This window comes from Rouxiella aceris (assembly GCF_012933545.1).
GTDB classification, from domain to species: Bacteria; Pseudomonadota; Gammaproteobacteria; order Enterobacterales; family Enterobacteriaceae; genus Rouxiella; species Rouxiella aceris.
In genome coordinates, this window is record NZ_JAADJU010000001.1 from 524088 (window position 1) to 537369 (window position 13282).

Annotated in this window: 13 protein-coding genes; 8 read left to right on the top strand and 5 right to left on the bottom strand. The window is 54.1% G+C overall.

Annotation, left to right across the window (positions count from 1 at the left end; genetic code table 11):
* The first annotated feature begins 38 nt into the window (after nt 1-38).
* From GW590_RS02355 to GW590_RS02375, 5 genes are read left to right on the top strand one after another with little or no spacing between them, the layout of a single operon-like run.
* Complete coding sequence (locus GW590_RS02355; RefSeq protein ID WP_169401399.1) at nt 39-551, top strand: Csu type fimbrial protein; 513 nt, start codon at nt 39-41, stop codon at nt 549-551.
* Nucleotides 532-1104: a Csu type fimbrial protein gene (locus tag GW590_RS02360; RefSeq protein WP_169401400.1), complete on the top strand. Its 573-nt coding sequence runs from the start codon at nt 532-534 to the stop codon at nt 1102-1104. The genes GW590_RS02355 and GW590_RS02360 overlap by 20 nt, the downstream gene beginning before the upstream one ends.
* A gap of 16 nt (nt 1105-1120) precedes the next feature.
* A complete protein-coding gene (locus GW590_RS02365; RefSeq protein ID WP_169401401.1) occupies nt 1121-1927 on the top strand; it encodes a fimbrial biogenesis chaperone in 807 nt (268 codons plus the stop codon).
* An 18-nt stretch (nt 1928-1945) separates the two neighbouring features.
* The gene (locus tag GW590_RS02370) at nt 1946-4486 is read left to right on the top strand and encodes a fimbria/pilus outer membrane usher protein (protein ID WP_169401402.1); all 2541 of its coding nucleotides are present in this window, start codon (nt 1946-1948) and stop codon (nt 4484-4486) included.
* Entirely contained in the window at nt 4483-5472 is a 990-nt protein-coding gene (locus tag GW590_RS02375) for a Csu type fimbrial protein (RefSeq protein WP_169401403.1), read from the top strand. The genes GW590_RS02370 and GW590_RS02375 overlap by 4 nt, the downstream gene beginning before the upstream one ends.
* Nucleotides 5473-5532: 60 nt before the next feature.
* On the opposite strand, the gene GW590_RS02380 is transcribed toward GW590_RS02375, so the two are convergent.
* From GW590_RS02380 to exbB, 4 genes are all read right to left on the bottom strand, one after another.
* Nucleotides 5533-6012, bottom strand: a complete 480-nt coding sequence (locus GW590_RS02380; protein WP_169401404.1) for a cold-shock protein — start codon at nt 6010-6012, stop codon at nt 5533-5535.
* 154 nt (nt 6013-6166) lie between these two features.
* A complete protein-coding gene (gene alkB / locus GW590_RS02385) occupies nt 6167-6820 on the bottom strand; it encodes a DNA oxidative demethylase AlkB (RefSeq protein WP_169401405.1) in 654 nt (217 codons plus the stop codon).
* A 157-nt stretch (nt 6821-6977) separates the two neighbouring features.
* Entirely contained in the window at nt 6978-7409 is a 432-nt protein-coding gene (gene exbD, locus GW590_RS02390) for a TonB system transport protein ExbD (RefSeq protein ID WP_169401406.1), read from the bottom strand.
* A 7-nt stretch (nt 7410-7416) separates the two neighbouring features.
* Nucleotides 7417-8427, bottom strand: coding sequence for a tol-pal system-associated acyl-CoA thioesterase (exbB, locus tag GW590_RS02395; protein ID WP_169401407.1), 1011 nt, complete (start codon nt 8425-8427; stop codon nt 7417-7419).
* Between the two features lie 417 nt (nt 8428-8844).
* On the opposite strand from exbB, the gene metC reads away from it, so the two are divergent.
* The gene (metC, locus tag GW590_RS02400; protein ID WP_169401408.1) at nt 8845-10032 is read left to right on the top strand and encodes a cystathionine beta-lyase; all 1188 of its coding nucleotides are present in this window, start codon (nt 8845-8847) and stop codon (nt 10030-10032) included.
* A gap of 277 nt (nt 10033-10309) precedes the next feature.
* Entirely contained in the window at nt 10310-10972 is a 663-nt protein-coding gene (locus GW590_RS02405; protein WP_169401409.1) for a DedA family protein, read from the top strand.
* Nucleotides 10973-11070: 98 nt separating this feature from the next.
* On the opposite strand, the gene GW590_RS02410 is transcribed toward GW590_RS02405, so the two are convergent.
* The gene (locus tag GW590_RS02410; RefSeq protein WP_169401410.1) at nt 11071-12000 is read right to left on the bottom strand and encodes an AraC family transcriptional regulator; all 930 of its coding nucleotides are present in this window, start codon (nt 11998-12000) and stop codon (nt 11071-11073) included.
* Nucleotides 12001-12269: 269 nt separating this feature from the next.
* On the opposite strand from GW590_RS02410, the gene dkgA reads away from it, so the two are divergent.
* Entirely contained in the window at nt 12270-13091 is an 822-nt protein-coding gene (gene dkgA / locus GW590_RS02415) for a 2,5-didehydrogluconate reductase DkgA (RefSeq protein WP_169401411.1), read from the top strand.
* The last annotated feature ends 191 nt before the right edge of the window (nt 13092-13282 follow it).

Sequence of the window (13282 nt, forward strand, 5' to 3'; positions counted from 1 at the left end):
AGCAAGAAGCCAGGATCCGTCGGTCATAGGGATAAGGTATGCGTATTAACGGACAGGGCTTGCTGCTGCTATTGACACTCGCTCCGCAGCTTGCCGCACCGCTGTTTGCCGCCACTTTATCCGTTCAGGCCACGCTGCTACCGGCCTGTGAAGCCGGTAGCAGCACATCGACCGGCACCGCTTTCGGTACCCTGAATTTTGGTAACTATGCCAGCTTAAGCAATGTGATCAATGCCACCAGCGCCCAACTGGCCGGGTCAATCAGAGTGAAATGCGTCAATGGCCTGAGTTATAAAATCTTGCTCGATGGCGGCAACAGCGGCGACGTCACTAATCGCAAAATGGTCAATACCAGCAATGCCAGCCTGACCCTGCTCTACAACCTCTATAGCGACCGACCAGGAGGCACTATCTGGAATAACACCAGCGGCGTCAGCGAAATAGGCAACGGGACCGATCAGTGGCATACGGTTTTTGGCCGCGTTCCGGCGCAGACCACGCCGGCGTCCGGGGTCTACAGCGATACCGTCAATGTTACCGTTATCTGGTAGGCACACCGGCGGTAGGCTGAGGCTCGGTCGCCGCTGGCGGCTGATCATATCCTCGTTGCTGACATTGACTCAACCGGCACTGGCAGCGACTACCCCTGCCCTAAGCTTTACCGTCTCGGCGACCATTACCGGCGGTTGTGCCTTTGGCAGCACGCCAGCCAGCCCGGTCAGCAATCTGGGTACCCTGAATTTTGGTTCACTGTCGTCAATCCCCGGCAATATTGATATTGCCAGCAGTAGTGGCGCAGGTTCGGTGGTGGTGACCTGTACCCCCGGCACCGCCGTCAGTATCGCCATGGATTATGGCCTGCACGGTGGTAACAGCACACAGCGCTATCTGGCCAACAGTGCCGGCACCGCCACCCTGGCCTATCAGCTTTATCAGGATAGTGCCCACAGCAAAGTCTGGGGTAGCGGGGCGCTGGCGATGTCTGTCGCCGCCTTTCCGGCAACAACCCAGACTTACAACGTCTATGGCCGCTTATTTGCCGTCGGCACCCTCCCTGGCGCAGGGATTTATAGCGATACAGTAACAGTCACTTTAACTTATTGATTATCAGGAAGGGATTATGATTTTTAGTGGTTTACGCTGCCTGCTGTGCGGGTTGGCACTGGTTGCCGCCGGTGGTGCAGTGTTTACGGTTTCTGCCGCCAGCTCGGTACTGGTCTGGCCGGTGTATCAAGTGATCGAAGCCGATCAAAACGGATCGGCACTGTGGCTGGAAAATCGCGGCGCGGCCCCGGTCTCATTGCAGGTGCGGGTGTTTGCCTGGAAACAGCATGACTTTAACGAGATCTATGCCGACCAAAATGACGTAGCGATTAGCCCGCCTTTTGCCACCGTCGCCCCCGGGCAGCGCCAGTTGATCCGCCTGATCCGCAATGCCCCGGTAGCGGCGGGCAGCGAGCAGGCCTATCGCATTATTATTGACGAAGTGCCGTCACCGCAGACGCCGTCCCCGGCAGAAAATAAAGCCACCGTGGGTTTACAACTGCAAATGCGTTATCTGTTGCCACTGTTTGTCGATGGCGAAGGCATCTGGACCAATGAACGCAGTGATATAAAACGCGACAGCGCCACCGCCAGCCAACCACACCTGACCTGGAGCCTGCAAAATGTCGCGGGCAAACCCTATCTGCAAGTGCGTAATAACGGCAAAGTCCACGCGCGTCTCAGCAACCTGTTCTGGTCGGCCAAAGGTGAAGTAAAGCAGGCAGTGAAAACCGTGACGCCGGGCTTCCTTGGCTATGTTCTGCCGGGACAAGTCATGCGCTGGCCGCTGCCGCCGACCACCACCATGCCGGGTTCAGCCAGCCAGTTAAACGCCCAGATTGCCGACAACAGCCCGCCGATTGTGATCGACCGCGGCGAATAACGGCGGGGATCAGCAACTATGCCAAACAGACCTTCGATCCTGAAAAAACCTTTTCAGGATCGTCGAAGCATACTCTACGCCAGCGGCCTGAGTCTGGTTGCCTGCGGGGTGCAGGGACAAGAGTACAATGCATTGCCCGCACCACCGCGCGCCGCTACTGTGGTCAGCAGCACTACCTATTATCTGACGCTGGTGGTTAACGGCCAGAGCGATAATCAGGTGGTGCCGGTTATCTACCGTAACGGCAGCTATCTGCTGGAATCCGGCATATTGGCAAAAAATCATGTGCATTTAAACGGACAGCAACAGGGACTGGTGGATATCAGCACCTTGCCGCAGGTCAAAAGCCGTTATGACGCCTCGGCACAGCAATTACTGATCACTGTACCGGACGACTGGCTACCCAGGCAGGATATTGCCGGCAAAAAACTGATCGACTACACCCCGGCGCAAAGCGGCAACGGCTTGCTGTTCAACTACGATAGCTATTATAGCGACCCGCATCAGGGCTCGCGCAGCGTGGCGACCTACCTCGAACAGCGGCTGTTTAGCGATGTCGGCATACTGTCCAATACCGGCACCTGGCGATATACCCAGGCTAACTCCGGCAGCAATGCGACCCTCAATAGCCAGGATGGCTATCTGCGCTATGACACCTATTGGCGCTACAGCGATGACCAGCGGATGATCGGCTATCAGTTGGGGGATGTGGTGAGCAATTCGCTGACCTGGAGTAATTCAGCGCGAATGGGCGGCTTGCGCATCAGTCGCAACTTTGCCGTCCGTCCCGATATTGTTACCTATCCGCTGGTGCAGTACAGCGGCACCGCCGCGGTGCCCACCGCCGTGGATCTGTTTATCAACGGTTATAAGGCCAGCAGCAGCCAGCTAAACGCCGGGCCTTTTACCCTGACCAACGTGCCTTATATCAATGGCGCGGGCGAAGCGACGGTGGTCACCACCGACGCCCTCGGACGACAGGTGACCACCAGCGTCCCCTTTTATGTCTCCAACCAATTACTGCGCCAGGGCTTAAGCGACTTTGACTTTTCAGTGGGTAAAGTGCGTAAAAACTACGGCATCGATAGTCTGGATTATGACGATCCGGCCGTCAGCGGTATCTATCGTTTCGGCCTCAGTCATGCCCTGACCTTATCCACTCATGGCGAAGCCACCAAGGGATTGCGACTGGCGGGCGCCGGGGCCGATATAGGCGTTTGGCAACTTGGCACCCTGAGCCTGTCCGCCAGTCAAAGCCAGACCGATCGGCGACTGATCGCCACTTCCTGGCCTGCCGAAAGCAGCGTTAGCTCCCTCGACGGGCCGACCACCGGCAATGCCGATACACAACCCATCGGCACCAACAGTGGTTATGCCATGGCCAACCAACGCACCCGCGGCAGGCAATATACCCTGGGTTATTCCTACTATTCGACGCAATACAGTCTGGCGCTGCAGCGTTTATCACGCACCGACGGCTATCAGGATATCAATGCCTATACCAGCAATACCGCCCTTAGCCTACGGGCGGATCAGGCCACCTTTAGCGTGTCGCCCTTTGGTCAGTCAAATGGCACGGTGGGCATTGGCTATTTTGACGTTGAGGCGGCAGACAGAAGCCATAGCCGCCTGCTGAATCTTTCTTATAGCCGGTCACTGTGGGCGCAGAGCAGCCTGTTTCTGTCGCTGAATAAAACCCTGGGCACCAGCGGTTACAGCGCCCAGCTGCAATTGATTATTCCCCTCGATTTTGGCGGCAACCTAAATATCGGCAGCCAGCGCGACAGCGCCGGTCACTACCAACAACAGATCGGTGCCAGCAAATCAGCGCCCACCGAGGGCGGCCTCGGCTGGGATCTGGCCTACGCCAGCGGCAATAACGCCTGGCAACAGGCCGATGCCACCTGGAAAACCCGCTATGCCACCGTGCAGGGCGGCATTTATGGTCCCAGAGGGGAATACACCAACTGGGCCGATATCAGCGGTTCGCTGGTGTTTATCGACCATGACCTGTTTATTGCCGACAAAATCAATGACGCTTTTGCGGTGGTCAATACCGATCACTATCCCGGTGTACCGGTGCTGTACGAAAACCAGAAAGTCGGCACTAGCGATAAAAACGGTCATTTGCTGCTGCCCAACGTCAGCGCGTTTTATCCGGCAAAAATTGATATCGACCCGCTTCCGCTGCCGGTGGATGTTATTGCGCCAGTGGTATCGCAAAGGGTTTCGGTACGAGAAGGCAGCGGCGTGGTGGTCAATTTCCCGGTTAAAAAAGTGTTGTCGGCCTCGATTCGTTTACTTGATGTCCATGGACAACCACTAAAGCTCGGCACCCTGGTCAGCGAGCAACACAGCCAGCAAACCACGGTGGTCGGCTATGACGGGCTGGTCTATTTCAGCAATCTGCAAACCCATAACCGCCTGCGTATTGAGCAGGAAGACCGCACCACTTGTCTGATTGCCTTTGATTTGGACCCTAACAGCCAGCGTATTGCCCAGCTCGGCCCGCTGGTTTGCCGGCCGATACACAATGCGCCACAAGAGGATAAAAAATGAACGTTGCCAGACGACTACGGGTGATCATGTTATTACTGTTAACGCTGAGCGGGATGGGCCAGGCATTCGCCGACTGCACAAACGGCGTGGGTGCGGCAACCGGCAGCGCCAGTTTTGGGACACTCAGTTCTTTTACCCTGGCCGGAACGGCGCAATTGGTCACCGCCACCACCAACTATAAATGTACCAGTAGCGCCATACTGACGCTGCTGGCCACCAATACCATTATGGTGACTGCCTCTTCGACCACCAACGCGCTGGGCACCACGCCAAGACTCTATGCCCCGGCGAACGGCAGCATCCCGGCAAGCTATGTGCCCTATACTCTGTGCATTGATGCGGGCTGTAGCACCCCGCTGAATGTCGGTGCCAGTTATACCTGGACACAAACCTCATTGCTCGGCCTGCTGGGACTGTTTGGCGGCCCCAACGGTTCAATGCCGTTATATCTGAAAACCTCGCTGGTCAATGTCCCGGCAGGCACTTATAGCGATACGGTTAACCTCCGTTGGGCGTCACACGTCTGTTTTCTGGGTGTTGCCGGACTCTGTGCCTATACCGACCAGACAGCCACTACCACGCTGGTGGTGACCCTGACGGTGACCAACTTTTGCTATCTGGATAGCGCCCCCAACGTCAGTTTTGGGTCACAGCCCTTCCCGGCAAATTTTACCTCACCGGTCACCAGCAACAGTTTGAGCGTGCGCTGCAGTCCCAGTGCCGCTTATACCGTCAAACTGGTCAGCAGCAACCCTTCCAGCGGCCAATACCGGCAAATGTCGGCGCTGGTCAACGGCAGCACCTATTATCTGCAATACCAGTTGCTCAAAGCCGATGCCACAGTGTGGACCGCCAGCAACGATCTGGCAGCTACCGGCAATGGCAACTCTCAGGCGGTCAATTACAGGGCACAGGTCAATACCAGCCAGGCCAACGTACCGGCAGGCAACTACAGTGATACCGTCACGGTAACGGTCTCTTATTAGCGGGGATTATTTATCGAGGGGAAAGCATACCGTCAGCAAGGAGTGCTGACGGTCAGAGCATTACAGCGATTTAAGGATTTTCATGGTCTCGTCGACGTTGATCTCGTCTTCGGAAAAGATAAAGGTATGATTTTGGAAAGTGGTCACCGCCAGCTTTTTCATCGTGCGGGTGGTAGCCTGATTCTCTTCATCTTTCGGCTTGATACGGTTCATCAGCAGTCCTACCGACAGGATGGCATTCTCTTTATCGACTTTGGCATCTGCTGGCACTTCTTCGCTGTAGGCCAGGAATGACTTGATACTGGTGATCTTGATGCGCTCACCGGCGATATGAATATATTTGCTTTCCGGAGCCACTTTCACCGCAAAGGCGGACAACCCTTTGGTATTGGTCGTCGGTTCAAAGGTCACCACCGCGTCTTTTTTAATCAGCTCAGGATTGGCGACTTTAATAATATGGAAATAACGGTTATCGCCGTTTTCATCTTTGATAAAGCCGAAACCTTTATCTTCAAACCAGGTTGTGATGACACCGTTCATCGTTATTACCGCCTAATATTCGTTCAAAAAAGCCTGTTTTAACCTTTAACCTGTCGGGATCCCAGGGGGCTAAAAGAGTAAAGTCGCCTAGTTTAATGCACATTGCCTGCGAAGTCCTGTGATTTGCGGCCACCTTGCTCACAAAGCCTGGGTGTTATCGCGCTTTGCGAAACGTCAGATTAAAGCGATATTGGCCGGTCAACGGATGTTCTCCGGCTTTTAACGGCAGCACACCGTGATAACGCAACCTTGCTGCCCCGCCCCACACCACCACATCGCCATGGGTTAAATTGACGCGCTGGGTTTTATCACTGCGCTCCAGACCGCCAAACTGAAAGATGGCGGGCAGGCCCAGCGAGACAGAAACAATCGGCTGCGCCAGATCCACTTCGTCCTTATCCTGATGCAGCGACATTTTTGCCCCCGGCTGGTAGCGATTGATCAGACAAGCATCGGGAACAAAATCGTTGAACCCCACCTCGCGGGCCGCACGCATCGCCAGCGTGCGGAACAGATCCGGCATGGCCGGCCAGGGATGATGACTTTCCGGCGAGGTGGCCTGATAGCGATAGCCACGACTGTCGGTAACCCAGCCCAGTTCGCCGCAGTTGGTCATCGCCACCGACATGGCGTACCCGCCGGGGGTGGCCCGATATTGAAACGGCATCAGCCTGGCAATACTCTCGATGGCTCGCAGCAATTCGCTTTCATCGGCCAGCGCGGCACCGCGTAATACCGCCGCACCGGGACAGAGATCTTCGCGCCAGTGGGGGTGAAAATCCGGGTGATCGAAAAGATCCAGATTCATGCGTCCTCCTGCTCAATAAGCCCAGGCTAAGTATAACAGCCCGTTGCCCATCCTGAAGTCCGGGACACTGGCGGCAATAAAAAACCCGCCAACAACCCGCAATATAATGAGGGTCGATGGCGGGCTTGTTACGAATGAACAGACCAGGCTGCGGCGTTTAGTGCGCCGCTGCGCCGATTTTCTCTTCTCCTACCAGACCGACCTTCAGGTAACCCGCCGTTCGCAGATTATCCATCACGCTCATGATAGTGGCGTAATTCACCGACTTATCGGCGCGGAAGAAAATAGTGGTCTGTTTATCGCCCTGGGTGCGCTGATTAAGCATGCCACTGAGATTGGCAGCAGTAACCGGCTCATCGCCGAGGAACATCTGATTATCGGCTTTAACGGTCAGAAACAGCGGCTTGGGAGGGCGCGGCTGTGACTGCGCGCTGGAGGCGGGTAAATTAACCCGCACATCTACCGTTGCCAGGGGGGCTGCCACCATAAAAATGATCAGCAAAACCAGCATAACGTCGATAAAAGGGGTGACATTGATATCATGCATTTCACCGCTTTCATCGAAGTCGTCGTTTAAACGAATGGCCATGATTGACTTACCCTAAGCGTAACTGATGACCCGCCTGAGCGCGCGGTGCCTCACTGGCACTGGCCGCCAAATCCAGATCGCGCCCTTGCAGCAACAGGATCTGCGCCGCCACGTCACCCACCTGATGGCGGTACGAGGCAATGGTACGGGCAAAAATGTTATAGATCACTACCGCCGGTATCGCCGCGACCAACCCAACAGCGGTGGCCAGCAGTGCTTCGGCAATCCCGGGAGCCACCACCGCCAGATTGGTGGTTTGCGTTTGCGCAATACCAATAAAGCTGTTCATGATCCCCCAGACGGTACCAAACAGACCGACAAACGGCGAGATCGCACCGATAGTGGCCAGAATACCGTTGCCACGGCCCATATAGCGGCCCGCTGCGCTAACGCGACGTTCAAGACGGAAACCGGTACGATCTTTAATGCCGTTGTTATCCGTTGAACCGGCAGAGAGTTCCAGTTCGTTTTGCGCATCGCGCAGCATCAGGCTGCTGATGCTGTTGGCAGCAAAACTGTCTGCCTGCTCAATAGCCTCTTGCAGCGAGCGCACCGGCAGCAAGGCTGACAGTTCACGACGCAAACGACGCTTGCCGGCAAAGACTTCCGCGCCCTTGCTGAAAAGCAGCGTCCAGGTCACCACCGAAGCCAACAGCAGGCCAATCATCACAATTTTTACGATGATATCAGCATGATGATACATACCGAGGACCGACAGATCTTTCGGGATCACCGGGGCAGAAGGGGTTTGATCGGATGCCGGTGCCGCAGTGCTCTCATTGCCACTGGTGCTTTGCAGTGCGGGCAAACTGTTGTCTGTTGCATTGGCAACCGGCGCGGATGCAGATTGGGTTGACGCTGTGACCGCATTGGCGGCAGTGGCAGCAGGTGCCGCCCAGGCGCTAGCGCTTAATCCCGCCATCAGCACCAGAGAAGTCAGGATCCTGGATGCTGCTCCTGTTTTACGCGTACTTATCATCTGTTTTACGTCCGTTAAAAATGACACTGCTTTATTCATCTTAATGCGACACGTTTGCACGTCGCGCCTCCAGCCATAATCAATTAATCAAACAAACATTAATAGCGGCAAAGCATAACAAATTAAAATGCATAATTGATAGTGGTTCTCATTATTATTTACATTCCTAATCCGCCTGCTATGCGCAGCATTATCAAGGCATGGCGGCCATACGGCATTGATTGAAGACAAACTTTGCCCCGGCTCGCAGTTTTAAGCGCAATTTTATGCAATCAGAACTTCAGTACCGACAGCATATAATGAAAATTTCTCACTCAGCCGGCCAAAAGCGCATCCTCGGCATGAGGGCATGATAACGTAATAAAAAAGTGCCGCCAGTGGTCTGCCAAGGCCGCGCATAAGGTGGCTGGCGTTTAGCGTCATACAGCAAACACATAATCAAGGTGAGTCGGTCTTATGTCCTCAAAAAAAATTGAAACGGCGTTGGTTAGCGCGGGCAGAAATAAAAAATTTACTCAGGGTTCGGTCAATGCCGTGATCCAGCGCGCTTCCTCTTTAGTCTTTGAGAGCGTGGCAGCCAAAAAATTTGCCACTGCCAATCGCGCCAAGGGCGAACTGTTCTATGGTCGTCGCGGCACCCTGACCCACTTTTCCCTGCAAGAAGCGATGGTCGAGCTGGAAGGCGGTGCAGGCTGTGCGCTCTACCCCTGCGGCGCGGCGGCAGTAAGCAATGCCATCCTGTCGTTTGTGTCCAGCGGCGATCACCTGCTGGTGGCCGGCTCGGCCTATGAACCCACGCAAGACTTCTGCGAAAAAGTATTGGTCAAACTGGGGGTCAGCACCACCTATTACCCGGCGTCTATTGGTGAGAACATCGCTTCATTGATGCAGCCCAATACCAAGGTGGTATTTTTGGAGTCTCCTGGCTCAATCACCATGGAAGTGCCGGATATTCCGGCTATTGTCAAAGCGGTACGCGCCGTCTCCCCCGAGGTGGTCATTATGATCGACAACACCTGGGCAGCGGGGATCCTGTTTAAAGCCCTGGAGTTTGATATCGATATCTCTATCCAGGCAGGGACCAAATATATTATCGGCCACTCCGACGCCATGCTCGGCACCGCAGTCGCCAACGCCCGCTGTTGGGATCAGTTGCGTGAACACTCCTATCTGATGGGCCAAATGGTCGATGCCGATACCGCCTATGTCGCCAGCCGCGGTTTACGCACTATGGGTATTCGTCTCAAGCAACATGCCGAGAGCAGCATCCGCATTGCCCACTGGCTGCAATCCCGCCCGGAAGTGGCGCGCGTCAATCATCCGGCACTGCCCGGCAGTCAGGGTCATGAGTTTTGGAAACGTGATTTTAGCGGCAGTTGCGGTCTGTTTTCCTTTATTCTCAAACAGCGCCTGACCGACGCCCAGCTCAGTGCTTATCTCGATAACTTTGAGCATTTCAGCATGGCCTATTCCTGGGGAGGATTTGAATCGTTGGTGCTGGCCAACCAGCCGGAAGAAATTCAGGCCATCCGCCCGGCAGAGCAGGTTGATTTTAACGGTACGCTGGTGCGCGTGCATATCGGTCTGGAGCACTGTGACGACCTGATTGCCGACCTTGAGGCGGCGTTTGCGCGCATTGCTTAAACCCGGTCAGCGCGCGATAATAGTGCAAGAATTATGCGCGACCTCCACAATTGGCACACAGTCTGACGAATGATTGCGACAAACCGCGCAATTCCTTACAAATCTGGTAGGAGCCTGCACGGTTTTTGACCATAATACGCCATCACTTATAAAAATTTTTTAAGATATTTTTCTTGTAGTGTGGCGTCAGGTGGTCAGATCACGTTGCCTTTGATGTAGAGTGATCACCCATATAGAGCACTACAGTTTTTGCAGCAAAATCTGACAGGAAAGCATTATGGCGGTATTGACACAGATCCTTCATGCACTTTGGCAACATGACTTTAGCGTCTTGGCTAACCCCAACGTGCTATGGGTTGTATATGCCGTCCTGTTTACCACGTTGTTTCTTGAAAACGGCCTGCTTCCTGCCTCTTTTCTTCCCGGTGATAGCCTGCTGTTACTGACCGGGGCGCTGGTTGCCAAAGGCGTGATGAGCATGTTGCCTACCTTGTTGATCCTGGTCGTGGCCTCAAGTCTGGGTTGTTGGCTCAGTTATTTGCAGGGCCGCTGGCTGGGCCATAGCCGAATGGTTAAAGGCTGGCTGCTGCAGTTACCGGCACACTACCATCAGCGCGCCCATACCCTGTTTACCAAACACGGGCTGACCGCTCTGTTGATTGGCCGTTTCCTGGCGTTTGTGCGCACCCTGCTGCCGACCATCGCCGGTATCTCTGGCCTCGATAATGCACGCTTTCAGCTGTTTAACTGGCTAAGCGCGGTGTTATGGGTCGGAGTGATTATGGGCATGGGCTTTGCCCTCTGCCATATCCCTATCGTTAAACGTCACGAAGACCAGGTCATGGCCGGACTGATGGTATTGCCTGCCCTGCTGCTGATCACCGGACTTGCCGGTGCACTGTTGGTGGTTTGGCGCAACAAACGCAAAATCGTCCTCTGAAACGTCCCCCGGCAGCCTACGCAAGTAAGTTACCGGGGTGAGCTTTCAGGCCAGGCAACTGCCGCTGGCAAGAATACCGGTCCCCCTCCTGCCAGAAGCTATGAGCCAAACACCGTTTCAGCCAGATTCAATATATTCTCTTCGCGCATACGCGCAATTTCATCACTCGGCGTGACGCCAAAATAACGTTTAAATTCCCGGCTGAACTGCGAGGCACTCTCATAGCCAACCCGTATGGCGGCGCTACTGGCTTTGATGCCGTCGTACACCATCATGGTTCGCGCCTTGTGCAGGCGATAGTTTTTAAGATACTGCAAGGGTGAGGTGCTGGTTACCGCTTTAAAATTATGGTGAAACGCCGAGACACTCATATTCACATCGCTGGCCAGTTGCTCCACGCTCAGCGCCTGCGCATATTGGTTTTCTATCTTGCGCAGCGCTTTGGCAATCTGACTAAAGTGAGTATGGCGATTCACCAGTGCCTGCAACGCGCCACCGTTCTCGCTGGTTAAAATAAAAAACAGGATTTCACGAATGATCTGCGGCCCCAACACTTTGGCGTGTAGCGGTTTTTCCATTACATCCAGCAAGCGTTCGCTGGCGCAAAGAATATCGGCATCCAGTAACCCCGAGGTGATACCCGAGGAGTGATCCGCCTGGTGCGAAAACCCTTCATCCCCCATTTCGATCAGCAAATCCTGCAACATCACCGCATCAATACGTATAGATATCCCGGTGACCGGATGCTCGGCGGTGCCAAAGGTCTCACACTCAAAGGGCAGCGGCACGGTGAGCATCAGGTAATTTTTGGGATCATAGGCAAAGACTTTATTGCCCAGGTAACCAATTTTACGTCCCTGAAAAACCAGGGTGATACTGGGGTTGTACATCACCGGCTGACGAGGATGGTAAACGGAGTAACACATCAGCGTTACCTGCGGCAACGGCGACTGAAATTTGTCTTTTTCGCTGCTCATGCGCTCGACCTTTTTTGCCAAATGAGCACAAAGCACTGCCACATTTTCCATTACTGTTCTCCGCAAAAAAACAAACTGACAATAATAGTGCCACAAGACCCATTGTTTCTATAGCGCATTGCAGGATCAGGCAAGGTTTTAGCAGGAATATGCTGCCATCGGCCTTCACCCTGCGAACCACTCTCTCCGTAGGGAAAACCACTGACGCTAACCGCCGCTGGCGATAAATCTTTGAAAAATAATCATTAGCAAACACAGCGAAATAACAATTCGTTTACTAAACTTATCTGATTACACATTCCCCTCAACAGGAGAAAGTTATGTCAACGCAACCCTTTATCAAACTTCATGACGGCAATTTGATGCCGCAGCTCGGTCTTGGCGTATGGCAAGCCAGCAATGACGAAGCGACCCATGCGGTCAGCACCGCGCTCAATACTGGCTATCGCCATATTGATACTGCGGCCATTTACAAAAATGAAGCAGGCGTCGGCAAGGCGCTGGCGCAAACCACCATTGCCCGTAACGAGCTGTTTATCACCACCAAACTGTGGAATGACCAGCAGATCTATGCCCAGAAGGGACTGGAAGAGAGCCTGGAGAAATTAAAGCTCGACTATGTTGATCTTTACCTGATCCACTGGCCGGAACCGCAGCAGGATAACTACGTGGCCGCCTGGAAGCAGCTACTGAAACTCAAGGAGCAGGGGCTGGCAAAAAGCGTCGGTGTCTGTAACTTTCATATTCCCCATCTGCAACGGCTGATTGATGAAACCGGTGTTGCTCCGGCGGTTAACCAGATTGAGCTGCACCCGATGCTGCAACAACGGCAAATGCACGCCTGGAACGCCACCCATCGGATCGCCACCGAATCCTGGAGCCCGCTGGCACAGGGCGGAAAAGGCGTATTTGACCAACCGCTTATCCAGCAACTGGCCGAAAAATATAGCAAAACCCCGGCGCAAATTGTCATTCGCTGGCATCTGGACAGCGGGTTGATTGTTATTCCCAAGTCCGTGACCCCAAAACGCATTCATGAAAATTTTGACGTCTTTGACTTTAAGCTGGAAAAAGATGAGCTGCTGGCGTTTGGCAAGCTGGATATTGGCAAACGTTTAGGTCCGGACCCGGATAAAAAATAGCGCCATAGCAACCTCTGCAACTGGCTGAACTGCACCCCAAAAGTTGGCGAGCCAACGGATTAAGGTGCAGTTTTTTATGCATCGCCATCTTCCCGCTAGTGCAAAGCGATCTGCATTACCAGATGAATGCCAAATTCCGATTAATGGATATTTCCAGGACATCGGGTCAATTAAGCTCAAGACTCCTGATT